Origin of the sequence: Shewanella sp. VB17 (genome assembly GCF_013248905.1) — a bacterium.
GTDB lineage: Bacteria > Pseudomonadota > Gammaproteobacteria > Enterobacterales > Shewanellaceae > Shewanella.
The window spans coordinates 3,955,566-3,981,950 of sequence record NZ_JABRVS010000001.1 but is presented as its reverse complement, the minus strand read 5'-3'; the positions used below and the strand labels follow the sequence as shown (position 1 = coordinate 3,981,950).

Annotated in this window: 21 protein-coding genes and 3 pseudogenes; 15 read left to right on the top strand and 9 right to left on the bottom strand. The window is 35.5% G+C overall.

The features are described from left to right. The first annotated feature begins 528 nt into the window (after window positions 1–528). Window positions 529–1,380: a hypothetical protein gene (locus tag HQQ94_RS17205; protein ID WP_173295568.1), complete on the top strand. Its 852-nt coding sequence runs from the start codon at window positions 529–531 to the stop codon at window positions 1,378–1,380. 239 nt (window positions 1,381–1,619) lie between these two features. On the opposite strand, the gene HQQ94_RS17200 is transcribed toward HQQ94_RS17205, so the two are convergent. Together HQQ94_RS17200 and HQQ94_RS17195 are read right to left on the bottom strand one after the other, a co-directional pair. Continuing rightward, the gene (locus tag HQQ94_RS17200; protein WP_173293111.1) at window positions 1,620–2,537 is read right to left on the bottom strand and encodes an IS5 family transposase; all 918 of its coding nucleotides are present in this window, start codon (window positions 2,535–2,537) and stop codon (window positions 1,620–1,622) included. Window positions 2,538–2,652: 115 nt separating this feature from the next. Then, a complete protein-coding gene (locus tag HQQ94_RS17195) occupies window positions 2,653–3,777 on the bottom strand; it encodes an IS4 family transposase (protein ID WP_173296694.1) in 1,125 nt (374 codons plus the stop codon). Between the two features lie 52 nt (window positions 3,778–3,829). Between HQQ94_RS17195 and tnpA the strand changes: the two genes are divergently transcribed. Further along, window positions 3,830–4,261 (top strand): IS200/IS605 family transposase, encoded by a 432-nt coding sequence (gene tnpA, locus HQQ94_RS17190; protein WP_173295567.1) that lies wholly within the window; start codon window positions 3,830–3,832, stop codon window positions 4,259–4,261. A 404-nt stretch (window positions 4,262–4,665) separates the two neighbouring features. Here the strand turns inward: tnpA and HQQ94_RS17185 are convergent, their stop codons facing one another. Further along, a complete protein-coding gene (locus HQQ94_RS17185) occupies window positions 4,666–4,953 on the bottom strand; it encodes a helix-turn-helix domain-containing protein (protein ID WP_173295566.1) in 288 nt (95 codons plus the stop codon). Between the two features lie 225 nt (window positions 4,954–5,178). Between HQQ94_RS17185 and HQQ94_RS17180 the strand changes: the two genes are divergently transcribed. Continuing rightward, on the top strand, window positions 5,179–5,337 hold the full coding sequence (locus HQQ94_RS17180; RefSeq protein ID WP_173295565.1) for a hypothetical protein: 159 nt from the start codon (window positions 5,179–5,181) through the stop codon (window positions 5,335–5,337). Window positions 5,338–5,714: 377 nt separating this feature from the next. Then, window positions 5,715–6,758, top strand: coding sequence for a radical SAM protein (locus HQQ94_RS17175; protein WP_173295564.1), 1,044 nt, complete (start codon window positions 5,715–5,717; stop codon window positions 6,756–6,758). Window positions 6,759–6,933: 175 nt separating this feature from the next. Here HQQ94_RS17175 and HQQ94_RS22685 read toward each other — a convergent pair. Continuing rightward, window positions 6,934–7,192: pseudogene (locus HQQ94_RS22685) on the bottom strand (IS256 family transposase); the annotation flags it as partial. Window positions 7,193–7,233: 41 nt separating this feature from the next. Here HQQ94_RS22685 and HQQ94_RS17170 point away from each other — a divergent pair. Both HQQ94_RS17170 and HQQ94_RS17165 read left to right on the top strand, forming a co-directional pair. Further along, a pseudogene (locus HQQ94_RS17170) lies at window positions 7,234–7,650 on the top strand (cupin-like domain-containing protein); the annotation flags it as partial. Window positions 7,651–7,913: 263 nt separating this feature from the next. Further along, window positions 7,914–8,032, top strand: a pseudogene (locus HQQ94_RS17165) (DUF697 domain-containing protein); the annotation flags it as partial. A gap of 122 nt (window positions 8,033–8,154) precedes the next feature. Here HQQ94_RS17165 and HQQ94_RS17160 read toward each other — a convergent pair. Both HQQ94_RS17160 and HQQ94_RS17155 read right to left on the bottom strand, forming a co-directional pair. Continuing rightward, window positions 8,155–9,195, bottom strand: a complete 1,041-nt coding sequence (locus HQQ94_RS17160; RefSeq protein WP_173295560.1) for a radical SAM protein — start codon at window positions 9,193–9,195, stop codon at window positions 8,155–8,157. 77 nt (window positions 9,196–9,272) lie between these two features. Further along, window positions 9,273–9,425 (bottom strand): hypothetical protein, encoded by a 153-nt coding sequence (locus tag HQQ94_RS17155; RefSeq protein ID WP_173295552.1) that lies wholly within the window; start codon window positions 9,423–9,425, stop codon window positions 9,273–9,275. 426 nt (window positions 9,426–9,851) lie between these two features. Here HQQ94_RS17155 and HQQ94_RS17150 point away from each other — a divergent pair, with 426 nt between their 5' ends. Beyond that, window positions 9,852–10,778 (top strand): GlxA family transcriptional regulator, encoded by a 927-nt coding sequence (locus HQQ94_RS17150; protein ID WP_173295550.1) that lies wholly within the window; start codon window positions 9,852–9,854, stop codon window positions 10,776–10,778. Window positions 10,779–10,991: 213 nt separating this feature from the next. Here HQQ94_RS17150 and HQQ94_RS17145 read toward each other — a convergent pair whose 3' ends face one another. Continuing rightward, window positions 10,992–11,153 (bottom strand): hypothetical protein, encoded by a 162-nt coding sequence (locus HQQ94_RS17145; RefSeq protein ID WP_173295548.1) that lies wholly within the window; start codon window positions 11,151–11,153, stop codon window positions 10,992–10,994. A 238-nt stretch (window positions 11,154–11,391) separates the two neighbouring features. On the opposite strand from HQQ94_RS17145, the gene HQQ94_RS17140 reads away from it, so the two are divergent. The 4 genes from HQQ94_RS17140 to HQQ94_RS17125 are packed head-to-tail and all read left to right on the top strand — an operon-like array spanning window position 11,392 to window position 17,452. Beyond that, window positions 11,392–12,642, top strand: coding sequence for an HlyD family secretion protein (locus tag HQQ94_RS17140; RefSeq protein ID WP_173295546.1), 1,251 nt, complete (start codon window positions 11,392–11,394; stop codon window positions 12,640–12,642). 21 nt (window positions 12,643–12,663) lie between these two features. Next, the gene (locus HQQ94_RS17135; protein ID WP_173295544.1) at window positions 12,664–14,820 is read left to right on the top strand and encodes a peptidase domain-containing ABC transporter; all 2,157 of its coding nucleotides are present in this window, start codon (window positions 12,664–12,666) and stop codon (window positions 14,818–14,820) included. Window positions 14,821–14,846: 26 nt separating this feature from the next. Further along, complete coding sequence (locus HQQ94_RS17130; protein ID WP_173295542.1) at window positions 14,847–16,283, top strand: S41 family peptidase; 1,437 nt, start codon at window positions 14,847–14,849, stop codon at window positions 16,281–16,283. A 38-nt stretch (window positions 16,284–16,321) separates the two neighbouring features. After that, window positions 16,322–17,452, top strand: a complete 1,131-nt coding sequence (locus tag HQQ94_RS17125; RefSeq protein ID WP_173295541.1) for a hypothetical protein — start codon at window positions 16,322–16,324, stop codon at window positions 17,450–17,452. Window positions 17,453–17,490: 38 nt separating this feature from the next. On the opposite strand, the gene HQQ94_RS17120 is transcribed toward HQQ94_RS17125, so the two are convergent. Continuing rightward, window positions 17,491–17,901, bottom strand: a complete 411-nt coding sequence (locus HQQ94_RS17120; protein WP_173295540.1) for a transposase — start codon at window positions 17,899–17,901, stop codon at window positions 17,491–17,493. A gap of 422 nt (window positions 17,902–18,323) precedes the next feature. On the opposite strand from HQQ94_RS17120, the gene HQQ94_RS17115 reads away from it, so the two are divergent. The 3 genes from HQQ94_RS17115 to HQQ94_RS17105 all read left to right on the top strand — a co-directional run bounded on the left by HQQ94_RS17115 (window position 18,324) and on the right by HQQ94_RS17105 (window position 20,853). Further along, the gene (locus HQQ94_RS17115) at window positions 18,324–19,301 is read left to right on the top strand and encodes a transposase (protein WP_173295539.1); all 978 of its coding nucleotides are present in this window, start codon (window positions 18,324–18,326) and stop codon (window positions 19,299–19,301) included. Window positions 19,302–19,505: 204 nt separating this feature from the next. Beyond that, window positions 19,506–19,733, top strand: a complete 228-nt coding sequence (locus tag HQQ94_RS17110) for a hypothetical protein (RefSeq protein WP_173292469.1) — start codon at window positions 19,506–19,508, stop codon at window positions 19,731–19,733. A gap of 355 nt (window positions 19,734–20,088) precedes the next feature. Then, the gene (locus tag HQQ94_RS17105; protein WP_173295538.1) at window positions 20,089–20,853 is read left to right on the top strand and encodes a hypothetical protein; all 765 of its coding nucleotides are present in this window, start codon (window positions 20,089–20,091) and stop codon (window positions 20,851–20,853) included. A 230-nt stretch (window positions 20,854–21,083) separates the two neighbouring features. On the opposite strand, the gene HQQ94_RS17100 is transcribed toward HQQ94_RS17105, so the two are convergent. Beyond that, the gene (locus HQQ94_RS17100; RefSeq protein WP_173295537.1) at window positions 21,084–23,876 is read right to left on the bottom strand and encodes a hypothetical protein; all 2,793 of its coding nucleotides are present in this window, start codon (window positions 23,874–23,876) and stop codon (window positions 21,084–21,086) included. An 858-nt stretch (window positions 23,877–24,734) separates the two neighbouring features. On the opposite strand from HQQ94_RS17100, the gene HQQ94_RS17095 reads away from it, so the two are divergent. Next, entirely contained in the window at window positions 24,735–26,348 is a 1,614-nt protein-coding gene (locus tag HQQ94_RS17095) for a pyridoxal-dependent decarboxylase (protein ID WP_173295536.1), read from the top strand. Window positions 26,349–26,385 lie beyond the last annotated feature (37 nt).

The window sequence follows — 26,385 nt, the reverse complement described above, 5'->3', positions numbered from 1 at the left end:
GTATAGCATTTTTAATGAAATCCGTTCTTATTATGTTAATCGACTTGGGTGGGTAATGTTTTTTTGGGGGGGAGCTGGGTTCTGTCGCAAAGTTGACGAGATAAAGCAATATGTTGAGTATAAACGTCCCTTTTCGTAATTTATAAAATATACTTTGTCCAATATTTGGTCATGTTGACCTCTTCTTCATCGCAATGAGGGAGTTAAAGAGATGGGACAGGCATAACTTTATAGGCTACACAAAAGCCTTTTACATTAGCTTTTCTAAAGAAAAAAATCTTATTCGGTTTGATTGTCTTTTAGCCTGCAAAAACTGATATAGGGGCAAAATGATTTATAAAGCGAAAAGCGAATAACGACTAATTAAGCCAAATCGAAGTGTTATTGTCAGTTATTCGAGTTATTTTTTATTGGCCCCTATCTTGCTAAGGATAATTATCATATTCAACTGCTGGAAATAACACGCAATATAACAATATACAGCTTTACCTGTTTTAAACTAACCATTCACTAAAAGGAATTATTGATATGAAATACATGACTCTTGGCCTTATTTATGTCGTTTTCTGTATGAATTCTACTTGGACTAAGGCAGATAACTTGTCATCAGATGCAGATTTTCTGTTTGAATACCAAGAAAAAATCACATACTTAATCGATCATGAAGAATACGCACAAGCACTTGAACGTGTGATATGGTTTCATGAACATGCTCTTGAATATGAATATAGTTTTTATGGTGTACGGCTCTCATTTGCATTAGCGCAATGGCAAAGGTTAGGCTTGTTATATTCCCCAGCACATGTCGCGCTGGTCAAAGAACGAAATGACATATTGCATGAAGTCACGAGTCATCCAATGCAATGCGAATCATTTGATGAATTAATCGCGCTTAATCATGTACTAGATAAAAGTTTACAAAGTATAGCCACTTTAGAGGCAATACATCGCCAGCATGAAGGTGTATTAAGTACGGGGCTGCTAACCGGGCTTAATCACGTACTCAATAAAGGTGTGCAAAATATAGCCGCTTTAGAGGCAATAGATCGCCAGCATCAAGGTGTATTTAGTACGGGAGTGTTAACCCGTTGTTGGTCTAAATCGACTGAAATAATGGCTGTGGAATTTACCTCGAATCTACTTATTGAAGAGTATGTAGGAAATTTGTTTGATTCCTTTGTGGCAAACAGCGTCACAGAATACTTTTATAATATTGAAATGTGTGATGAGTTGGATATACCTTACGAGGAATGCGGTAATTATATAACAAGTCAATTCATTGAAGCATCACAGTTTTATATTACAGCAGCTATGAATTTAAATCGCTTGGGTGAAGCAGGACAAATAGGGGCTAAAACGCTAGAAGTACTGATGGATTAAAATAAAGTGAAATTGTAAATAAGGAGAGTTATCTCTCCTTATTATTTTTTTATGTTTATAAGAGTTGGCTTTTATTCTAGGATCTCGTTGATTTACAATGACTGGTTATGATTTTTTTACAGCCAAAATTCCTCGTAAACACGAACCAGCTCTTCGTAGTGGCTCATAAGTTAGTCTTTAAGGGGCGTTGTTGCTCAAATCCCGAATCTAAACGCAGCACCCCAAGGTGTTTCACCCAATTAGGCAGCGTGTTTCCTAACTGGCATTCCTAACCCTATGACTTTATTCATTGCTTTAACACCCGCTAACGCTTCACCTACCTGAGCGTTATAATCCCGAAGACTCAGTTTTGGACTAATTAACTGTTTATATCGATACATCGCTGTTTCTGATAGTGATCTCTGATGATAATCATTATCCTGTTTCCATTGCGCTAATTGGTTAGCCTTGAGTGCTTTTACTGCTTCATTTCTGGGGTGGTCATCCTCCCAATATCCAGCATGACTTCTCGGAGGGATAGTTGGCTTGCATCCTTTGCGCTGAAGTAGTTTATGACATGCCTTAGTGTCATAGGCACCATCAGCTGAGACTTGAGTTATATTTCTTCTTAATGGGTTAAGTAATGTGGGAAATACTTCATTATCGGCAACGTTAACTAAGCTTATTTCAGCTGACACAATTTCATGGGTATTACTATCCACTGCAAGGTGTAGCTTTCGCCAAGTACGGCGTTTTTCTTTACCATGCTTACGCGTTTTCCATTCTCCTTCTCCATAAACTTTCAGACCTGTTGAATCAATCACAACATGTGCAGCAGAGCCACGACTCGGTGCTCGATAGTTGATCTCAACAGTCTTAGCTCTTTTGCTTATACAGCTATAACTTGGTGAAGTCAGTGGCACATCCATAAGTTGAAATACAGAGTTGGTGAATCCTTCAAGTGCTCGTAATGACAAGTTAAAAACGCCTTTCACAACGAGTGCTGTTTCAATAGCAACATCAGAGTAAGTGAACCCTCGACCACGACGCCCGTGGTGTTCACAACAATACCAAGACTTAATTGCTTGCTCATCAATCCAGAAAGTGAGTGAGCCTCGATTAATCAACGCCTTATTGTACTGAGACCAATTGGTTATTTTATGTTTAGATTTTCCCACTTTTCAGCTTCCGTATAGCTATCTTTAGGGATCAGATCACGCTAACGGCAAAAGGTTCCCTCGATTTAGGAAACAAGGCTTCTTTAAGGTGCTGCAGCCCTTTAAATATAACGGTTTATACATTATTAGCAGCGCTGGCATGTTCAGTTAACTGCACAAACAGTGTCTCGTTATCTCTTTTAGGGTGTGATCTACAAGCATATTCACTTAAGTATCGACACCACTTCCTTAGTTGATTTTTTATTCTATATTCTCGTCCCGATCTCAGTGCTTTTAGAATATCTGGGAGCCAATCGTTTGCACATCGAGCAACCTTTTGTGTTGAAATCATCACCTTGTGTATTTCGCCACTCACTTTGGCGATAAAACGCTTGAGTAATAAAGTCAGCATACTCGCCCAGACTAAGCTCTCAGCGATGGATTTATTCCTTGTGTTGAAGGTTTTTAAGCCGTTATATGATTTTAATTCTTTGAAAAATAGCTCTATTTGCCAACGTAGTCCATATAACTCACACACTTTGACTGCAGGAAATTGCTCTCGTTTTAGGTTAGTGATGAGATAACCGATGGCAGATTTTTTTCTATCCCAGAATGCAATTAATCGGTGTAAACCCGGCTTGTCACTCCATTGCACATCAAGGTCAACAAGTTGATCTTTCTTCAATTTAACTCGCTTCATCTTCTTACCTACTAGCGCTTTAATGGCTGTTCCTTGGCTATCAAAAGCAGCGATTATATTCGGGTTAATTTGACCGTTAGTCCGCATGATCACATAACCACCATGTTTGTCAGCCTGATAGCAGTATTCGATATTAAAGTAACCCGCATCCATAAGTAGCAAGATATCCTTTATTTCAAAAGCAAACGGATTATAGTGCCTCTCACTCTCCGAATCCGGTGCAATGCCAAGGTAATTGTAGCCACCCGACATCAAGTCCATGGTCATGTGTAGCTCCATTGCTGCGGGATGAGTCTTGGTAAATCGACCTGGAAATTGTTCCGTTAAACCAATATGTAATTTGAGAGAACTTCCATCATGTGCTTCTATCGCCTTAAAGGGATATTCGCTCGGAAAGGCTTGTTGTAAGGGCTCAAATAGCCATTCTTTGGCAGCTTGTTCGGTAAGACCTCGAAGTAGTTGAGTTAATTCAGGTTTTTTCAGCTTGTTGTGAAATGGCTTATAATTAACAAACGGTAAACCCCCGGCTCTGCCGGGGTGACTCGCATAGGTTTCACCTATACCGCGGTATTAGGTACGCTCAAGTCTCGATCAAAAGACAGGAGAGCAACCTATGCGAGACCCTAAGAGTTTGTCCCATACACGTTGGGATTGTAAGTACCATATTGTATTTATTCCAAAAAAGAGACGTAAGTTAATATTTGGTGTTATTCGAAAGCATTTGGGCGATGTATTTCACGAACTAGCCCGCCAGAAAGGGGTAGTGATCGAAGAGGGACATCTAATGCCAGATCATGTTCATATGTGTTTGAGCATTCCACCGAAATTTTCAGTATCCAACGTCGTCGGATTTATTAAAGGTAAAAGTGCCATTTCAATTGCTCGTCAGTTTAAGGGACGGCAAAAGAATTTCAATGGAGAGGCCTTTTGGGCACGAGGTTACTATGTTTCTACGGTTGGTTTGGATGAGGACATGATAAAAGAGTACATACGAAACCAAGAAAAAAATGACATTCATCGTGCTCAATTAAAATTCGGAATGTAGATAGTGCCTTGGGCACTTACTTAAGCCCTTTTAGGGCGTCACCTAAATAAGCCTCCGGCTTTGCCGGAGGTAAGTTAACTAATGCCTTTGCCATGTTCAATACATAAATTCTTATGTATATCAGAAAGGTTGATATTTGACCTTGTTCCCAAAGTGTTGAGTAGAGCAAATACCAGCTCCGTCGGTGATATGTTGCGCATGCGCTGCATAAAACCACACTTTCTAGCTAATTGTGTAATGCTTGTGGAGTTAAGAATACTTGTCAGGCGCTTAGGTATGCAGTTAAACTTCATTTCGTGCTCTCTCGTGGTTGGATGGATCTTTCACACGAGATATTTGATCATGAGATGAGTACAACCTCCAGTTTTATTCAAAATAATACTGTTCAATCAAAATGATACTGGCTAATCCCTTAAGATCCTACCTATGGATACTAACAACGACCTGACGTGATTTTTTAAGCTTGCAGAGCATTTAGTGTATTTAGCGGCCTCACTACGGCGTATTTGCATTTGCTGCTCCGCAGTCTCTGCACTATACGCCTTCTTGCAGGAGCCAATGAACTCATTTGAAATCGTTTTATTACTACGGCCAAGCTCTTTAACCATTTTTCTCGCTGAAAAATTTAATTTACAAAATGCTTCAATCTGATACCTTTCTTTGAGTATCAGTTGCTTAGGTTGGTTTCCCATTGTGGTGACCTTGGTGGATTGTGTGAGAGCCTGAAGCTTATTAAGCAACTGACCTTATTATCTATACCAAAGTGTGTCGGTTATCCTTGGAATCTAAGTATGACTTATATTTACCTATTTATGTCTTAATTTTACGTATTATCTTATTTTTCCAATGATAGTATTTATTTGATTTAAAAATCCAAATTATGATCATGATTTTAATATTAAAGGGGAAGTAAAGTTATGCCTGAAGAAATAAAAAAAATGATAGAGAAAACTAAAGAAAAATTTATCAATGATGTTGAAGTATCTGAGGATGAAATTTTAGACGACGAAAATGTATCTGGTGGTGGTGGCGGAGCTGGTTGTGACTGTTTTTGTAATGAGAGTGACACTCAATAAACATTGCATCCCCTAGCTTAGCCGGGGGTATCTCATACAAGATTGCCCCCTTAATAAGGTAATTAGTTACTGTAAATGGCAAAAAAATTTCAATAATAAATTTTAGGGGCAGGGAAATAAACCCTACTCATCTTTTTATTTGATAATATTTTGTATCAACACTTAGCTTAAATGAAAAAATAATTCTGAAATACATACGTAGCCAGAGTTAGTGAATGAGTGTAGAGAGCGACTGATATTTAGGGTATCGCACTCGCACACCGACTTAAGCCCTTCGAGGGTGTAACAAAATAACCCTCAGATCCAGTTTGAGGTAATTAAACTTTATCTATCACAGCGATAGCTTTTGAGATGTAATGGGATTTTAGGATGACTATATGGATGATCTAGATAATAAATTCAAAAAAAAATATATAGCCACAAGCAGTGAAGGCTATTTATATCTAATGCTCCTCCCTACAGAGAAATGTAATTTTAGATGTGTGTATTGCTATGAAGATTTTGAAATAGGAAAAATGAGTCAGGATACTGTTCATGGTATAAAAAATTTATTAACAAAAGCAGCCCCTACTTTAAAAAACTTAACGATAGCCTGGTTCGGAGGTGAACCGACTCTGAATAGTAAAGCAATAGAAGATATCTCAAGCCACATAATGGATTTAAAACGTACATATGGATTTAAATATAACGGCGGAATGACAACAAACGGATATTTATTAAACTATCCTCTTTTCAATCGATTAGTCGAATTAGGCGTGAACACTTATCAGGTTAGCTTAGATGGCGGTAAGGAAGCACACAATAAAACCAGAATACAGCTTAATGGAAGTGGAAGTTTTGATCAAATTTGGCATAACCTTATTTCTTTTAAACAATCACAACATGACTTCAAATTAGTGATCAGATTACATGTCACAGATGATAACGCACAATCTATGTTGGATTTGTGTCATCAAATCACTCAAAACTTTGGCAGCGACAAAAGATATACTATTCATGTAGAATCGATTAAAAATCTGGGTAAAGGGGTTACAGGTGACGGAAGTAAACACCAGCCAAGCGATGGTGAACGAACAGTCAATAAAATAAAAGAATTAATGTCCTATAATTTAGATACCGTAAGTAAACATACTAAAAAGAACCCCTACATTTGTTATGCAGCCATGCCAAAACAATTATTAATTAGAGCTGACGGACGAATAGGAAAATGTTCAGTGATGTTTAATGATGACAGGAATACCTTAGGGAAAATAAACAGGGATGGTAGCTATTCGTTAGATGGAGATAAATTGGAACTTTGGGTCAGGGGCTTTATTAGTTTAGATAAAAGAGAAATTGGTTGCCCGGCTAGTAACTTACCTAAACTTAAACACACTAGCGTACGGCAGGGAAATGAAATCCAAGTGGTTAATGTAGCCTGATAAAAGCTTGATATTACCTGTATGAGTTCCGACTTAATCTGACGCACCGACTTTAAAAACTGAGAATTACCCGTTTTAGACATGGGGAGCTAATTGTTCCTCAAACTCAATGATAAAACGATTTAGTACAGATTTCAAATCTCTTATCAGTATGGTCCACTTTTTGGCGTTATTGTCAAATCTGGTGTATGAGCACATCTTGATGCTCTGGTTGATCTTGAGTTATTCTTTCACCGTCTTTAAATTTCACCCCTGTGATTACATCAGCCAGTAGCTTAATCCTCGCAGACGATACAATCTCTTCTCTGCCGATTGGGCGAGTTTAAAGACCATCACTAATGTAGTCTTAGGCTGCCGCAACTTTTCACTCTATGGGTTATCAGTCGAACCGTCGCAAAGGTGGATTCTATCGGATTACTGGTTCTAATGTGCATTCAATGTTTGGATAGGTTAGCAAACAGCAGTTGCTGCCTATTTTGATGAGGCAGATAATATTGCCTGTGTGGTTGCTGGTAAAAGATGCTTTACGCTTTTTCCTCCAGAACAAGTTAAAAATCTTTACATTGGTGCATTAGATCATGGTCCAGGTAGACGATCTATGAGTCTAGTTGATATGCAAAATCCGGATTTTGTAAGATATCCTAAATTTAAAACCGCGCTGCAACATGCCATCGTTGTAGAATTATATCCTGGTGGCGCTATTTTTATACCAAGTATGTGGTGGAACCAAGTTGAAGCCTTAGCACCTTTTAATGTGCTAATTAATTATTGGTGGAATCAAATACCAAGCTATGGAACTACAGCAAATGAAGCTTTTAAACATGCTGTATTGTCAATGAGGGTTTTGCCGCAGAGTCAGCGTAATGCTTGGTTAGAGTTGTTTAAGTATTAAATTTTCAATGAAAATGAAGCTGATCTATCTCATATTCCTCATCAAAAATTAGGGATTTTAAATGAAAATTCAAAACCTGCAGCACTGAAGGTCAGAGCAGAATTACGTGAAAGTCTAAAGTAAGATGCTGAAAATCATTACTTATTTTACTGATTATTTGGATTTCTTGAGTTATAACTATTTTTGTTTATGAAACCTACATATTGAATTTGGCGGAGTATTTGATATTAACGAAAAACACCGATTTTAATGGCGGGATCAGTATCAAGCTTATTCGCGGCATTATCACCAATATTATCTATGCCGGTGCCAGTGAAATCGCCGCCGACTTAGGGACTCACTGCTCTCAGTCGAAATGACGGGTAAATTGTCAGCTAAAGTCATGACTAAAACTACCATCCGTAAAAAAGACTTCACAACTAATGACTGACTAATCTCTTCATCAGCCTACTGTAATGGCCTCGTGATTTCGGAGGCCTAAAATTAGTGAATCATACAATACCTTTAAAGCATATTGATTGCGATTCTTTCACCATAATCAGGCTTTAGCATGGGTAAATTTGTTTTTGGGCAAGCCAGTTCTTTTAAGTTTAAACTAGTAAAACCCCGAGTCCAAAAATCAAACTTATCACCATTGATTTGTAATGTACCATCGGGGTTAATTTTACCTATGTCATTTCGTTCATCATCAAACATAACAGTACATTTGGCTAACCTACCGTCAGCTCTAATGGTTAAATGGCGAGGTTTGGAAGCGTAGCAAATGTAAGGATCATCACTTTGTTTGTTCTCGGAGGGATGTGTCTCTGGTTCCATTATTTTTTTCATTTTTTTGATTAATGCATTAACATCTTGTCGCTCATTGGGTACGTATTGGTCAACGGTATTTTTAACTGTTCCACCTAAATTTGCAATGTTACGAATAAAACTCACATAGCGTTTATCATGGCCAAATTGTTCTTTAATCATATGACTTAATTGTAACATTGATGCTGTATTGTCCTGCATGACATGCAATCTAAACGTGATTTTAAAATGGGTTGTAATTTCTTGAAAGCTACATAAATTCTGCCAAATGGTATCAAAGGTTCCTTTTCCATTGGCTTTCTTTCTCGTGGTGTTATGCTGCTCGGCAGTACCATCAATCGTGATTTGATAATCACTAATACCTAATGCAATAAACTCTTTAAACATTTTATTATCGAGTAAATAGGCATTAGTGGTCATATTAGCATTGTATTCAAAGTGATATTTTTGTTGTAGGGAAATAATATGCTTAGAAATGTCGATAATACCTTGTTTATTTAAAGTTGGCTCACCACCGAACCATTGAATATGTAATTTTTTTAGCTCTGGAGCTGATATTGTTAATAATGCCTTTATTCCCTTTATCGTATCTTGGCTCATTTTGCCTATCTTAAAATCTTCATAGCAATAAACGCAGCGAAAATTACACTTCTCAGTCGGTAATAGTGTGAGTTGCATATAACCATTACTGGCAGATGTGATATAATTTCTTTTAAAATGAGTACTTAGTTTATTCATGGTAATTATATTATCCATAGGTTAAAAATAAGCCAAGGATTAATAATCAAGGCTTTAAATATCAGTTCATATATGGATTAACAATTCGTATCGCAAGCCAAATTATCACACTGCTTTGCTTTACCACCTGCGGTATCATCTAAAATTTCAAGTTCGTCAGTGCTTAAGTCGTTCAAAAAGTCATCTTTTATTTTATTTATTTTATCTTTAGCTTGTGTATTCTCAGTCATGATCTATCCTTTTTTAGTTTTTCAATAGTCACCACTATGTTATGTGGCTAATTAAAAATAACAAAAAAAGAAATCGTAAACCATAAAAATCAAGACAAATAATGATAAAATTAAGACGTGCTTCTTAGATTTCAAGGATAACCGACACACTTTGGTATAGATAAAAAGGTCAGTTGATTATTGCTGAGAACTAGCATTGATATTGTTAAGTAAAACCCTTAGCTTAATCTTTTTTTAAGCACTTTTAAGATTTTTTATTGCATTATGCATTATGCATTATGTATTTTATTTTATTTTTTTGTGTAATTGTTGTAGGGTTGTGGCTATCAAGCTTTAATGTCGGTTAGTAGTTTCGAAAAAATCAATGTTTTTATAGTAAATTGATTTGTATTAAGTATATTGTTGTAGTTCTAAAGGATTAGTATTGTGTTGGATGATTTTAAAAAAACAAATGAAAATTTAGATGTTTCTATTATTTCATTTACAAATTATCACTCTTTTAGCTTAAGTTGTGCTCAAGAGATATTTGTTAATAATATAGCTAACGGCTCTAAATGGTATCATTCAAGAGTATTAAAATGGGATAACTTTACCCAAGAATTATCAGAAGTATTATTGAAAAGCCATACTATTGTTTTGCTTGATGTTGACTCTGACTTACTGGCGAATGAAACTGTACTATTAGATCTTCTGATAGAATTTCATCAAAGAGGAAATCGTTTGGTTGCATTAGGTAGTGGTGTTTCATTACTCGCTCAAACAGGCTTACTAAATGGGAAGATGATAGCAGTAGATAAACGTTATTTTGCTGCTTATTCTATTAGATTCTCACAAGTGAAATTTAGTACCGATATTGCATTTAGTGGCGAAGATAACTTGTATTGTGCTGCATCGAGTGTTGCAGCGTTGCAACTAGGTATTCATCTCATCGGGGAAGACATTGAAAGTGATATTGCGATCAAGGTCGCTAATCTTTTACAAGTATCACCAGTAGGTATTTTACATAATGATACATATTCTAGTTGTCATCAAAGGCTAAGGAGTACCATTTTCTGGGCTGAAAAAAATTTAGCTAAAATAGATAATTTAGATCTTCTGGCCGAAAGATGTTTTATGTCTCGAAGGAACTTTGATCGGAAGTTTAGGTTAATCTATCAACAAAGCCCCAAGTCATGGCTAACTAGTAAACGTATTTCACTGGCCATTAACTATTTAATAATTAGTGAAATGAGCATTGATGACATAGCCGATGCTGCTGGATTTAGTAGTACGATTAATTTTAGAAATAATTTTAAAATTAATATAGGCGTATCACCAAGGGAATATCGTACAAATAATAGCGTAAAAGCATGACTTTTATTTGGTTTCTATTATAATAATAATTAAAAGTAAGAGTTGAAAATGCTATGATGATTGACACGTGATTATTTAAGTAAATGTTATTAGATATAATGTAGTTGATTGTGTGAAAGTAGAGCAAGAGTATATGAAAGTCATACTTCTCTGGCTCTTGATATTTTCATTGTTTTTTCGAATGATTTTTTACGTGTTTATAAGCTTGTTTACTTAATTTGGGTTGTTTACACCGCAACCCATATTAGGAGCGTTCCCACCTCCTGCTTCAGATAAAATATCATCTTCTAAATCCAACAGTTCACTATCAAGTACTTCTGTTGAAAGTTCATCTTCTTTTTTTTGTTTACTATTTTTTGTTCTGTTAAATAACATGAGAATACCCTTTAATTATTTATAATATAGTACTGAATAAGTTTAAACAGTAAGTAATAAAATGCCGCCTTATTTTATCATGATATTAACTTTTATTTTAAGATAGTATCTATATTGTCTTGAAATAATCTTAATTTGGCTGGATTTAGTTATAATTTAATTTTTATTCAAGGTATTGTTTTATATTGAAGCAATCACTAAATACTACGGGTGAGATTAAATAGAGTGACAGTAGAAAATGATTAAAAAGAAACGTCAAATTTTTAGAACTGAAGTTATTGAAGCTATGTCATCAAGACATGGAGAAGTCATATTGATAAGACCTATCAGTTTTAGTCTTATCTCCATATTCATTGTTATAATTTTACTTGTTATAACCTTGTTTCTTTTTTTTGGAGAATATACTCAGGCAACTCCTGTAAAAGGTGTTTTAAAAAGTCGCACTGGTGATACCGAGATTATGGCTTATCAACCCGGTATTGTAGAAGAAATTTACCTCAATGAAGGTGACTTTGTATCACAGGGAACATCTTTATATAAAATAAGAACAGACAAGCAAGGTGAGAGTGGCTCTATAAACAATAAACTTATTAGTAGCTTGAAAGAAAGTATAGCGTTGATAAATGAGAAAATAATCTATCAAAAAGAACTTAATAAATTTGATGTTGAGGATTTGATTAGTGCAGTAAGAACGTTAAAACAAAAAGCAAAACTTGCGCAAGAAGAGATAAACATCAAAAATGATTATAAGAAGTTATTAGCTTCAGAATTATCAATAATTTCAAAATTAAGAGATAAAAAACAAGTTTCTCAAACCGAATATAATGCCAAATATGCACAGTTACTCGAAGCGCGTCTTGTTTTGAAATCGCTCAGCAGAGCCAAATTGAATTTTCTTGAACAGGCTAAAAAAACGGAAAAAAGTATCCGTAATATTACCGTACAAGGGAAATCGATGGTGGTGGGTTATCAACAAAATTTAGCCAATATTCAAAGAGATTTGGCGAATAAAGAATCTGATCGATTTTATATTATAACAGCACCTAATGATGGCATCGTTGCTAATGTTTTTGTTAGAAATGGTACTTTTATCGAGATGAATAAACCACTTATGATTTTATTGCCTAAAAACCACCAACTGGTTGCAGAAATATACATACCGACAAGTGCCATAGGTCAGGTCAAAATAGGGCACAAGATTAATCTGAGATATCAGGCTTTCCCTTTTCAAAAGTTTGGCATCTTTTCCGGTACCATTGAAAATATCTCACAAACGTTAATCCAACCCTTTCAAGCTGAGGTTTCTGAGCTTGTTGAAGCACCTTCCTATCGAGCGATAGTGATGCTAAATAAGCAAAATATAGATATAAAAAATCAAGCGATTAAATTGCAAACAGGAATGTTACTTGATGCGGATATTGTTGGGGAAACGCGTTCATTTTTTGGCTGGATTTTTGAACCAATGATGACAGCTCAGAATAACAGTTAATTACACCTGCACGGATAAAATATGGAAAATATTACAAGTAAACTAAATTTTAGTAATAAAAATAAACTGCCTGTATTGTTGCAAAGTGAAGCTGCTGAATGTGGGTTAACTTGTATTTGCATGATCTCAAATTTTTATGGCCATAAAATCGATTTGTTCAGCTTAAGACGTAAATATCCAATTAGTTTAAAAGGGGCGACATTAAAACAACTGGTCAATATAGCCTCTCAGCTAAATCTATCAGGTAGAGCGTTAAAAGTAGAACTGGAACAACTTAAAACACTTAATACACCAGTGATTTTACATTGGGATCTTAATCATTTTGTAGTACTAAAAGCGGTTAAAAGAAATGGCATTGTTATTCATGATCCGGCTAAAGGTGAAATGTTTTTATCTATGGAGGCTGTATCAAAATCATTTACCGGCATTGCATTAGAGCTTAGGCCAACAGATGATTTCACCGAAAAAGATGAAGAATTAAAACTAGGTTTAGGTGTGTTATGGAAAAGTATTACAGGTTTGAAACGTAGTTTAGTACAAATAATTATTTTGTCTGTGGTGTTACAGTTTCTTGCTTTACTAGCCCCATATTTTATTCAATTAGTGGTTGATAATGTAGTCATAACGAATGATAGACGATTTTTATTAGTATTAGGATTTGGTTTTTCCTTGTTATTGTTGTTAAAAGTAGTGACACAAGCGTTTCGTTCTTGGATCATTGTTTATTTGCGAACGACATTAGGCATTCAACTGGTGTCTAATTTATTCAGGCACATGTTACGGTTACCCATGACTTGGTTTGGTAAACGATTTATCGGAGACATAACTTCAAGGTTTGGTTCGCTCGAATATATAAAACAACTGTTAAGCAGTGGCTTTGTCGAGGGGTTAATCGATGGTGTGATGGCAATTATTACGGTAATTATGATGTTTGTTTTTTCACCTAAACTCACGTTGATAGCTATTTCTGCCATTTCCTTGTATACATTATCCCGCATTATCTTATTCCAACCAATACGCAATCACACTAAAGAAAAACTACAGTTAAAAGCTATTTCTGACGGACTTTTTTATGAGTCAGTACGATCGGTTCAACCAGTAAAAATATTCAGTGGCGAGGCTATTCGACAATCAAAGTTAGAAAATGCAAATGCAGATTGGATGAATGCAGATATAAAATTAGGCAAGTTAACAATAGCCTATAATACATTCAAAGAATTACTACAAGGAATGGAATACGTTTTATTAATATGGTTAGGGGCATATTTAATCCTAGATGAAAAAATTACTATTGGAGTACTATTTGCTTTTTTAGCATACAGGCAACAATTCACTATTAGTGCGCATACATTATTGGAAAAAATCTTTGAATGGCGAATGATGGGATTACATCTAAGTCGGATAGCTGATATCGCCTTAGAGGATCAAGAGCATGCTCTTGACACTAATCATCCCGAATTAGATAATGTAGTTGGTAAAATCGAACTCAAAAATATATCTTATCGTTATAATGAAAATGAACCTTATATCTTTGAAAATTTATCTTTAACGATCCAAGGTGGAGAATGTGTTGCCTTAATTGCCCCTTCTGGTTTTGGTAAAACGACATTGATGAAAATCATTATGGGGTTATTGCCACCGACTTCAGGTGCTGTGTTGATAGATGATAAAGATATTACCCAAATAGGATTGAATAACTATAGAAATGTAATGTCTGCAGTGATGCAAGGTGATGATTTATTATCAGGTTCTTTGGCAGATAACATCAGTTTTTTTTCTATCGATCAAAATATGCAACGCTTAGAGAAAGTGGCACAAGATGCTTTTATTTATGATGATATAGTGGCGATGCCTATGGGATTCCATTCTTTGGCTGGTGATATGGGCAGTACCTTATCAGGAGGTCAGATCCAGCGTGTTTTAATCGCACGAGCGTTATATAAAGAGCCTAAAGTATTGTTTTTAGATGAAGCGAGTAGTGCTTTAGATTCAGAAACCGAAAAAAAAATAAATACTGTTCTAAAGTTCTTAGGAATAACCAGAATAATGATATCACATAGACAAGAAACAATAAAAATGGCGGACAGAATAATTGATTTGACACAGGTAGATTTTGAAGTATCCCCAACTATTATTGAAGATAAAGTACGTCAGACTACATTGACAATTGTTAAGTAGAACATTTATTTATATTAAGAGGTCACATGAAAGGATTAAAGGAAATTCTCGCAATGTTTTTTTTGTTAAATAGTTTTTCTGGATATAGTGGTGTCATTGGAAATGATATTTTAACTTCAGAACAAAAAATATATGGTCTTTCACTTTTTTGGAAAGAAGCAAGCTATAATTTTGCCTATTTTGATCAAGTAAAAAGTTTAGATTGGGATGCTACATATATTTCTTATATTTCAGAAGTTAAAAATAGTAAAAATAATTTCGAATATTATCGATTATTAAGTAAATTAGCTGCTGAACTCAATGATGGTATGACTTATGTGACAATTCCAAAAGATTTAGTCAATAAAAACATATCTTTTCCAAGTATAAAATTAGCAGAAGCTGAAAACAAAGCTATTGTTATTGCTGTTGCGGAAAAGTTTAAAAATGATATACCATTAGGCTCCATAGTTTTGTCTATTGATGGCCGAGATACATTTGATGTGTTAAAAAATGATGTATTTCCGTATATCAGCAGCTCAACTTATCAAATAAAATTAGATTGGGCGATTAAGGGGAGTTTTAGTCAAGGTTATGGCTTACTTGCCGGAAAACCAGGTACTACTATGGATATTAAATTTCAACTCCCAGATAATTCAATAAAACATGTCTGGCTGGAACGTAATTTAAGTAATAACAATATAAAATGGCACTCATCTGAAAATGTTACCAAAAGAGAAATCAATAACAAAAAATCCATTGTGGGTGAATTACTTGATAATAATGTTTACTATATTGCACTAAATAATTTTCATGATATTGACATTATCGATAAATTTAAAAAGATGCTCCCTGAAATGCAATTAGCAAAGGGGTTGATTTTGGATTTACGCTTTAATCATGGTGGTAATACTATGATTGTCGAAGATATCCTTAAACACTTGACTTTTCATGATTTAGTCGGGGCTAAAAGTAAAATGCGTATCCATAATGCGACGTTTAAAGCTTGGGGGAAGTTTTCACAAGATTATACTTGGGCAAAAAAATATGAATCTTATTTCTTAGGACAAGCATGGACAGAAATGCCTGCTGATATTATTTCTGCAGATGAGGTCAATGTTACAGAAAAAAATGTGGTGCCCACGGTCATCTTAATCAGTCGAAATACTTCAAGCTCTGCTGAAAACTTTCTAATTTATGCCGATGGTGCTGAACATTTCACCACCATCGGCGAGCCGACTTTTGGTAGTACAGGACAACCATTAATCATTGATCTTCCAGGTGGAGGAACAGCAAAAATTTGTACTAAAAGAGATTCTTATCCTGATGGTCGTGACTTTGTTGGTTATGGGGTAAAGCCTGATATTTACGTTGCACGAGATATGTCCTATTACCTATCCGATGATGACGCAGTATTAGCCACAGCTGTGAATTTTCTAAAAAATAATATTTCATCGGCAACCTTTGAAATTGTTAAACGCTGAATTTTTACTTTTAAAAGTTAAAAACTGGGAGGTGATTATTGTTTGATGTTAAAGATAAAAAAAATAGTTATATGGACGATGAATGTCAAGTTAATGTAAAGCTAATATCTCAATCAAGAGATCTAATCGCGTATTATAATATTGAGGCATGGTCAAAGAGACTGTATGATGTTTTTGAAAAATCAATGTTTTCAAAAATAAACCCAAAAAAATTATCGATAAATAGTGAAATAGAAGTATTAGTAAATAACTACACCTTTATGTTATCTTTTAAAGGTGAACATGTTTTAAGTCGAAAAATGTTGGAAACAGTCATTGATTTTTGGGTTGCACGTTACCTTGAAACAAAAAACAATGATTTTTTGATTAAAGTACTTCAGCCCACAGTTAACCTAGCTAGATTACATGTTTTAAATAATAATTATGATGAATTTTATAGAATAGTTGAAGAGTTAAATAACGATAATGGTTTTATTACTTTGGGGGCAATAACAATAAATGACTATATGATTGCTGATCATATTTCTTTTATTAAAAACGTTATGTTTTTGGAGCGATTAAAAATAAATTTAAAGAAAAAAAATGGAATGCTTACCATTGATAGTGAATGCCCTCCTGAAATGTTAAAATCTATATTTTATAGAGAGTCACAAATAATATTTTTTCTAGTTTTTGGGCATTACCAACAAGCTGAATCTATCATACGAGGAGTGATGTATAGAACGAGTGGAGTAGAACAAAATATTTTTTATTATCGTTTATATGAATCTTATATGTGTCAGGGTAAATATGAAAATGCTAAAGAAATCATTAATGATATTGTTGATGATTTGCTTTATGAATCTCTTGATAATTTGAAAGTCTTGATGTTTTCTTCTCTTATAATAAAAACGGCTAGATTGCCACCATCAGCAAAGCTTTCTGTATTAGTACTTGAAAAGTACCAACTGCTAGGCGATGAAATGAATTATTTTGACTTACTTATGTGGTTTTATAAAAACTTTGAAACAGATGAAGTGAAATATAAATTATACGAAATATACAAAATTAGTCATTATGACATCGTCAGAAGAACGATCGCATTTAATTTTGATTTAAATGGCTTAGAAGTTGATTCAACTTGGAGTGATATTTTAACGAGTAAGTTAAATTCATTTTTTATGATTTAATCATAATTCTTTTTCTTGCTAATATAGGTATTAAGTGCTTAACTAAAAGTTATCGAATATTTAGACTGATAATTATCCAGTATGTCTTTTACACTATTTTTTAGCGTCTCAAACGTGATAAAAGCATGGCAAGATAGCCATTCATACTTGAGCTTTTTCCAGAGTATTTCAATGATATTGAGTTCGGAAGAATAAGCTGGTAAATAGATTATAACCAGCCCTTTAAGTAACCATTCATAGCGTTTTTTTTTAAAATGCTTAGCGCGATGAAATGAAGTATTATCGAGGTAGACAATCGTTAATTTATCAAGACGTTTAGTCGATATGAAGTGCTCAAAAGCTTCTATAACAACCTCGGTATTCACTTTACTTTCAGTGGTATGGTAAACAAGTGTTCCTTTTCTACTTAAAAAACCAAGTACATTAAGCCTCTTGCTATGAGAGAGCAAACCAAGCCATCCATAGTAAAAACAAGATAGACTTTTCCTTTATCGCCTACAATACCCCTGAATAAAGTAAGTGGTAAGGTATTAATTTTTATGTCTATTTAGTGGTACTGTCACATAGCCGCTGCAATTGCACTAAGTGGACACCCACAATGTTTTTAACATATCCTTATGGTTATAATATGTCCATAAGTCTTATGTGCTGTCTTAAGGTTCTTGTGTCAGGATGGTTAGATAATGGTGCTAGATAAATCACCAATAAAACCAAATCGAAGAAGTTGGCCAGCTTGAAATTAACGGGAAAAAGCACATAAAAAGCCATCGTTAATTGCATTTTGCTAATTAATCCATAGACAGCCATCGTTAATTGCACTTCCTGTCGCTGTGACTAAAATTTAATTATGGTGATATCATTGGAGTGAGTTATGCCTCGGCCTAGAAGAACGCTAATCAGTATCGAAGACACGCCTTATTATCATTGTTGTAGCCGTGTCGTGCGCCGCGCATATCTCTGTGGTGACGATAAGTACACAGGGAAAAACTATGACCATCGACGCGGTTGGGTTGAGGCGCAAGTGCTTAAATTATCTGACGTCTTTGCGATTGATGTGGCGGCCTATGCGGTGATGAGTAATCATTTGCATATTGTGTTATATATCGATTTAGATAAAGCCAATGTCTGGTCAGATAGGGAGGTGGTAGAACAATGGCATCAATGCTTTAACGGCACAGCACTCACACAAAAATTTGCTCGAGGTGAAGTGATTGATGAGCACCAAGTGGCTAAATTAAAATATTTTATTGCAACTTACCGCTCACGGCTGAGTGATATTAGCTGGTTTATGCGATGTCTTAATGAGCCCATTGCTAGGCAAGCCAACTTTGAAGATAACTGCACGGGTCATTTCTGGGAAGGACGGTTTAAATCTCAAGCGCTTTTGGATGAAGCGGCAGTGCTGGCTTGTATGGCCTACGTTGAACTTAATCCAATTCGGGCTAAGATGGCCAATACGCCAGAGAATTCAGACTACACCAGCCTTCAATTGCGAGTCAACGCGGCAATCAATGGAAAACAACCCACCAGATTACTGCCCTTTATTGGGAATGAACGGCTGAATCAACCCAAAGGGATAAACTTCGCGCTGAAAGACTATCTTGAATTAATTGATGAAACAGGGCGTATTATTCGAGATGATAAACGCGGAGCAATCTCAGCGAATGCAGATAAGATATTAACGAGGTTAAACATTCCTGCTGACAACTGGCTCAAAATCACCACAGAGTTTGGGCATCTATTTCATGGGGCAGTAGGGACACTGCAAGAGCTAAGTTGCTACTGTGAACACTTAAATAAAAGACGACGGCATTTTTCCACGAGTTGTGAGTATCTGAAAGTAGACTAGGCGCTGGATTTATGTAATAAGTGCAACAGAGCTCTAATATACCACCAATAAAATCTTCCTCAGTTTATTAACAGAGCAGATATTCCTTGTCTGAAAATCAACTTTTTACGACAAAAAAACTCATTTTGTTAAGAGCACTCAGTTATATGAGCTTAACACTCCTTCCTCTCATGAGTTGATAGTTGCAGAACGTTGAAGGTTCGCGTGAATGTCGATATGTTATTGATTAACAATGGCTGGCTATTATTTTTGGCTCTATGGCTGGCTATTATTTTTGGCTCTGCTGACAATTGGCTCAAAATCACCACAGAGTTTGGGCATCTATTTCATGGGGCAGTAGGGACACTGCAAGAGCTAAGTTGCTACTGTGAACACTTAAATAAAAGACGACGGCATTTTTCCACGAGTTGTGAGTATCTGAAAGTAGGCTAGGCGCTGGATTTATGTAATAAGTGCAACAGAGCTCTAATATACCCCCAATAAAATCTTCCTCAGTTTATCAACAGAGCAGATATTTCTTGCCTGAAAATCAACTTTTTACGACAAAAAAACTCATTTTGTTAAGAGCACTCAGTTATATGAGCTTAACACTCCTTTCTCCCATAAATTGACAGTTACAGAACGTTGAAGGTTCGCGGGAATGTCGATATGTTATTGATTAACAATGGCTGGCTATAATTTTTCTATAATTTTTCTTTTAGCCTCTTTCAAGACGTCCTATGCTCGTAAAATATCTTCTCGTCTACACTTAACTTTAACTTTACTTCATTACCTTTGGTGTATAAATATGAATAAAACGATTAAAGGTACGAGCGTCATTATCATTTTGTTATTGCTCAATATCATAGTGGTAAAAGCCAATAGTCAGGAAATTACCTTAGCCTATGTAAACGATCCCAAAGTCGATATTTATGGTAAATGGGGTGAGTTGATTTATAGAGATGCATTTGCTCGACTTAACATTGATTTTTCATACATTATCCTTCCAATGATAAGAGCCAGTAGAATGGCTGATTTAGGCAGGATAGACGGTGAAATGGGGAGATATGAAGGTTATGGCGCTGCACATCCCAATCTAGTGCGCATAAATGAGCCGATCTCTGTATTTAACATCAGTGCTTATGCTTACAATTCATCAATCAAAATTGATTCTTGGCAAGATATAAAAAACAGCCAATATAAAATAGAATATTACCGCGGCTCGCAGTTTATGCATGAACGACTTACTCAATACGTTAATTCAGACAGATTAAGTGATTCATCCAGCCGAAGCGAATCGTTGCGTAAATTGATTCGAGGTAGAATTGATATATACATCGAAACGAATGAAGTCGTGAATGAGCTGTTAAGTACGCCTGAATTCATCAATGTGAATATCCAAATGCTAACCCAGCTTGAAACCCATCCTGTTTATGGTTATCTACATCAACGTCACAATGATCTCGCGCTTAAATTAGCCGATATATTCCGCCAAATGAAAGTTGAAGGTAAATTTGACGCTTATTTAATCCAAGCCAAACAGCTTATCGGCACACAAAAAATAAATAAATAATTAGTCTCTTTCCACGTGGATGTTCTGTGATTAAGAATGACTGGCTATTTATCCATTTTAAGGTTGGAACTGCCACTAATGTAAACTCAAACTATCCAAAAATCATTGTTCAATACAGGTTAACCATCCACCCATAGTTTTAATGGTCAAGGTTGAATCTGCAATTAACATTCTAGTTATTAAATATCTCAATAATATTGTCGAACCAAGTCACTGGAAATGATTTATCGCTACACGCGTATCCAGTTTCGCTCTTCAATATCTTGCTCCCTCGTAGCACGGTAGCTTAAATAACCGCTCACATAAGCGGCATCAAGAGGGAGTTGACTTGTCAGTGTTTGCCCGAGATGACTTCTACCACTCATTATGCCGCCAAGGGTAAGGGCAACTCCCAAGCTTGTCTTACCCACTTTGGGAAGAAGTCCTGTTACGAGTCTAAACGCGGCTTTACAGGCTTCTTCTCGGATAAATTGATTTATCTCTGCAAAGGGTAAGTCTTCACCTGGTTTTACCGATTTTTTTAACTTCCTTACGCCAATGGCCATGGTTATTGGCGCTAATGCGACCATTAAAAAGTCTAATTTAGGTTGCAACCTAGGATCTGTTGACGCTAGATATTCTAACGCGGCTGCGCCTTCTCCCACTGCACCACCTATAATACTTAGCGCCGCACTATAAGAGACATTCTGTTCTCCCCAACAGATAAGGTAATCTGTTAATCCTGTTCTTGTTTTCATAATTTCTGCAGCACTTGAATTCCATCTCAGTACATTATCTTGCGCATCGGTATATGCACTATCGACCCTGCCAGATAATAAGATCCCGATAGGATCTGTCCACTTAGAAAAACTCTGTTTCATTTCACCATGGCGAAATGTCATTAGCAAACCGTTAATTATTTCCCGTATTTCCTTAGGCTCACTCGTAAAATTGTCTTGCACTTTATTGAGCCATTCCGCTATTGATTTCGCTAATCTTCCCTGACGAGAAAAACTATTGAGTGATTCACCTGTAAACATAGCACTAATAATTTTTGTTAACCCTTTAGCTTCTTTCGATAAAAGCTCAGCCTTGACCACTTCATTACTTGCCGCTAATAATTGATTATTCATCGCCAAATGCGTGGCTGACTCTAGTGTACTTGCCGCTTGCCTTAACTTTTTAACCTCTGGAATAATCAGCTTATTTAGCGCCTCAATCTGTGTTTTAGCTTTATTTTGTAATGCATCTGGCACTTGACTTAATATCGCCCTTATTTTGTTATCCATATTATTATCAGATACCATTTCATGTACTCGCTTTACTGCTAGATGTGCGGCATGACATTTGTCAGTGAGATGTTCTTTCAGAGCATACCATTGCCTTCTATCTTGAGTATTTATTACCTTATTTATCTCTAAATGTGTATCTAATATTGTCGTCAAGGTAACTAATGTTTTGTCTTTATCTCGATCCTTTAGCAAGGCTTGGTCTACAATGCTAGTTCGTTCCTTAAGGCTCAAACCAAATCTTCGTACAAAATTACTCCCTAGTTCCCCCTCAAGCTTCTCTTCACTTTTTTTAAGTTCATCTAGCGTCTCGCTTAAAGGATCGCTTGTTTTTTTCAAGTGTTCTCTGGCATCCAATAATTGAGTCAATATCGATCTCAACACGGAATCCACAATTCGTTCATTGCGGTCAATATGTTCTGTTAATTGTGTTCGTATTCCCTGATTAACTTTATTGACGCCATATTTTCCTGTCGCTATTAACTGCTTTCCCATTACAGGTAATCTTTGTTTATGCTTTTCAACGGAAGAACTGACTTTATCAAACAAGTATTCAGGATTATCGACAGCGACTAAGGTATCGATCAAACTATTGGTCACCGATGAGCTAATTTGGCTTATTATAGAAGGAAGGGGGGAGAGTTGCTGACCAATATCTTCAAATTCATCGGATAAATCGCTCAGTAAACGAGAGGCAAGCCTTAGAAAATTATCCACATTTTTTTTATTCTCTATTGATATTGGTGCTTGCAAAGAAAACACTCGTTTTACTGCCTTTAAATTCGATGGATTTACTTTTTTTGCCACCACTCGTATGCTCGTCGCCAATATCCTCAATTGATGTGCTTCTTCTGCCTTCGCATTTTTTATCGCTTCTTGTTGCAGTCTCTGCAATTTTTGACCTAACAGTCCCTTTTTTTTCTCTTGAGTTAATGTTGAGAGCACTTCAGCTTTAAGACGTTTAAATGCCTTCGGATCGGCCTTAATTTCCTCTACTCCACCAAGAAGGTGAGTTGCAGCTTCGTTGACTAAATCAGTGTTGGTTATCTCACTCTGCATTGCCCATATTTTGGGCTGTTCATCAAGTCCTATCAATTTTTTAGACGCATCGAGTAATGCACTGAACACCGCATTTAAAAAAGCAGCCATCACGACCGCTTTACTTCTTGTGCCATGATTGAGCTGTATTTTTATCCATTTATTGTTATCATTTTCAGGGAGTAGAGCTAACACTCGCCTAATTCTTGCACCAAATTCTTGTAACCTTTCATTTTGGTGATGATGAAGTGTTTTTGTCATACTTAACAAAGTAACCAATTTAGTCTTGTGTACTACAGGCGTTGTTTGGTTGTATCCCAACAACATAAACTCTTCCCATATTTTACACATATGATCAAACTCTTCGCTGAAGCCTTCAAGTACATGCTCACCACTCGCATCTTCTTTTTGGCTTATCACTTGATTAACGTGAGTACTGGCAACATCAGCAAACATGCACGATGGAGTCAGTTTAATTGGGCGTGTCTGATGACTCTTGCTTTTTAATGGCTTATCCCGTTTTATGTTAACTGGGGTTATTGTTTCCACTGTGTAGTGACGAAATTGACTAGATACGTTATTCCATTCTCTCGTTTTATTTATTTTTTCAACTTTAATAACAGTCAATTTTTCGTTAGGCGCTATGTTTTCCTCATCACTCATTTCATCCATCATGATTGATGAGGTTCCAGACAACGTTGCATTAATGGGGGGCATTTTTTCATCCACTACAATTATAAGTTATTCATTATTGGTAAAAATTATTCTCTCTGTTATACGATAATCCTTGCTAAAACCGTATTTAAGTTGAAATGCAGCAAAAATTCGTTAGTTACAGCTTAGAATTGTTGTTATGACTAAGTATCTGCATTAATTGCAACATATCCTTGTGGCTATAATATGTCCATAAGACTAATGGGCTGTCCTGAGACTTTTTTTAATGTGATTTTTGATAAAAAGGATAAATAAAACCAAATATAAGAGGTTCATTTTTTTCTATTGTGTAATCATATAATTCGGAGTGTTTAATAAATCAAAGGGGTAAATGAAACCGATATGTTAATTTATATCCATCTCTAATTATATTTTATATTTTGTTAAATACTGTTTTTTTTTGTTATTAACGATTAAAAAATAAAATGAGCTGGTGTACTTGATAACTCGCTATTTATAGGAAATATATGAAATAGGACAAGAGAAATAATGTTAAATAGTGTTATTTTATTCTGGTGCATGGGATTTAAATAATTATTGATTTACAAAACATTATGTTTTTTTGTTAGCGATGTTAATTTTTTTGGTTTCAGTTAAACATAATAACAACCTAAGGTCATTTTAATATAAACATTTGTCAATAGCTTGAAAGTATTAGTAATAATGGTTACCATTATTACAGGTAATGCTATTTTAACCTTTCTTAAAATAGGCGTCTGTTACGGATCACGATTAAATCAAGAAAATGTAAAAATGATAGGGAATACTCAGTTAATAAAAATCTTTACCTTAATAAAGTTAAAGTAAGCTTGTTGCTGTGTGTTATTTATCAATTGATATTTAATTAGCATTGAGGTGTGTATGCATATTTTAAGTTCAAGCGGCTCTACGCCATGTCAGGTTGATGATTTTAACATTCATGTAGAAAATTTTCTTGAATTATTAAAAGAAGGAATCCATTCTATTGAGTCTAAGCAAAGTTCTGGGCCACGCTTTAAAGTAGAAAATTTTTTTTATGAAGAGTTAATTGATAGTTATCATTTTCCTCTTGATGGAGCATCAGATAAAGAAACTATGGCTGATCTTAGTCAAATTATAGAGGGGAGCATTAGACCGCAGTCAAATAATGCCGTATATAATATGGTACCTCAGCCGCTCCCAGAAACACAGGCTGCAGCTTCATTAATGTTGCTTTATAATGTGAATTCAATAATGGATACCTATGGAGGTAAGTCTCTTCTATTTGAGCAACTGATTGCTCGATTTATAGGTAAGTTGGTCGGCTGGGATAAGGCGTTCGGGACTTCATGCAGCGGTGGAAAAGTTACCCTACTTTATGCCATAAAGTCAGCGATTAGCCGTATCTGTCCGACATATATAAATCAAGGAGTTACTCAAGACCTTGTTATTTTAACATCTGAAGGGGCTCATTACTCCATTGAACATGTATGTGAGTTTCTCGGTCTTGGCAGGCAAAGTGTTGTACGGATCCCGATCTCATCTTCTAATGGTTTATCAAATTCTGATCTTACTGATGCGTTTTTGACGCAAATTAAAAATGGTAAACGAGTCGCTGCAATAATCGCATGCGGTGGAACGACATTAGATTTTGTTTGTGATAACACTGAGACTATTTTTTCAACGGTAGAAGAAATCGTTAAAAATCATCACTTAGATTATACTCCATACTTACATTTAGATAGTGTTATTGGTTGGTTATGGTTCAGTTTAATCCATGATGCCCAAGACTTTTTTGACCGTTTTGAAACACCCCAAAAGGTGATTGGCAAACTTAAGCAAGTGACGGACAAGTTTTCGTCTATTCATCGGTTTGATTCGCTGGGGGTTGATTTTCATAAAAATGCATTATGCCCTTATTCGAGTAGCTTCTTTATTACTAACGAAGCTCAATTTCCTAAACAAAAAAGTCATTTGGCTTATGGGGATCTTGTTGCCTTTACACATACGATAGAAAATTCACGTAGTGCGGCTGGGATTGCGAGTGCATGGGCAGCGTTAAATTCCCTAGGTTTAAATGGGCTAAGAAATTACCTCTGCCAACTACTAGAATCGGCGCAAAAGCTAAAGGAGTGTTTTGATGAGCAAGAAAATATAGCTGTATTAAATCATAGCTCATGTGGTTGGGAGGTCATTTTTAACTTTAAATCAAGTCATGATTTGGTAGATATATATTCAGCTAATGGATTACATGAAGGGTTCTATCAGTTTATCACGTCTAAAGTTCAAAAGGGTCAAGATATCCCCAGCATTAGTATTATAACAAACTTTAGAAGACACTATGGCTCTGAATTAGGTCATGGTTTTATTTATTACAACATGAGAACTAAATTAAACTCTGATGAGTGCGAAACCATCATCGGCGAGATTTTAAAATTGATTGTTGAATACGAAAATGAGGTTAGGATGGGGTATTTCCTCATTGAAAATGTTAGTTTTATTGATCCTATAAAATAATAATGAGTATATGCATTTAACGGTAAAAGGTAGGTTT

Bases quoted from the DNA above. Each gene is read 5' to 3' on its own strand.
- HQQ94_RS17205 (WP_173295568.1), top strand. From the start codon at position 529: ATGAAATACATGACTCTTGGCCTTATTTATGTCGTTTTCTGTATGAAT.
- tnpA (WP_173295567.1), top strand. From the start codon at position 3,830: ATGCGAGACCCTAAGAGTTTGTCCCATACACGTTGGGATTGTAAGTAC.
- HQQ94_RS17185 (WP_173295566.1), bottom strand. From the start codon at position 4,953: ATGGGAAACCAACCTAAGCAACTGATACTCAAAGAAAGGTATCAGATT.
- HQQ94_RS17180 (WP_173295565.1), top strand. From the start codon at position 5,179: ATGCCTGAAGAAATAAAAAAAATGATAGAGAAAACTAAAGAAAAATTT.
- HQQ94_RS17175 (WP_173295564.1), top strand. From the start codon at position 5,715: ATGGATGATCTAGATAATAAATTCAAAAAAAAATATATAGCCACAAGC.
- HQQ94_RS17160 (WP_173295560.1), bottom strand. From the start codon at position 9,195: ATGAATAAACTAAGTACTCATTTTAAAAGAAATTATATCACATCTGCC.
- HQQ94_RS17155 (WP_173295552.1), bottom strand. From the start codon at position 9,425: ATGACTGAGAATACACAAGCTAAAGATAAAATAAATAAAATAAAAGAT.
- HQQ94_RS17145 (WP_173295548.1), bottom strand. From the start codon at position 11,153: ATGTTATTTAACAGAACAAAAAATAGTAAACAAAAAAAAGAAGATGAA.
- HQQ94_RS17140 (WP_173295546.1), top strand. From the start codon at position 11,392: ATGATTAAAAAGAAACGTCAAATTTTTAGAACTGAAGTTATTGAAGCT.
- HQQ94_RS17135 (WP_173295544.1), top strand. From the start codon at position 12,664: ATGGAAAATATTACAAGTAAACTAAATTTTAGTAATAAAAATAAACTG.
- HQQ94_RS17130 (WP_173295542.1), top strand. From the start codon at position 14,847: ATGAAAGGATTAAAGGAAATTCTCGCAATGTTTTTTTTGTTAAATAGT.
- HQQ94_RS17115 (WP_173295539.1), top strand. From the start codon at position 18,324: ATGCCTCGGCCTAGAAGAACGCTAATCAGTATCGAAGACACGCCTTAT.
- HQQ94_RS17105 (WP_173295538.1), top strand. From the start codon at position 20,089: ATGAATAAAACGATTAAAGGTACGAGCGTCATTATCATTTTGTTATTG.
- HQQ94_RS17100 (WP_173295537.1), bottom strand. From the start codon at position 23,876: ATGCCCCCCATTAATGCAACGTTGTCTGGAACCTCATCAATCATGATG.
- HQQ94_RS17095 (WP_173295536.1), top strand. From the start codon at position 24,735: ATGCATATTTTAAGTTCAAGCGGCTCTACGCCATGTCAGGTTGATGAT.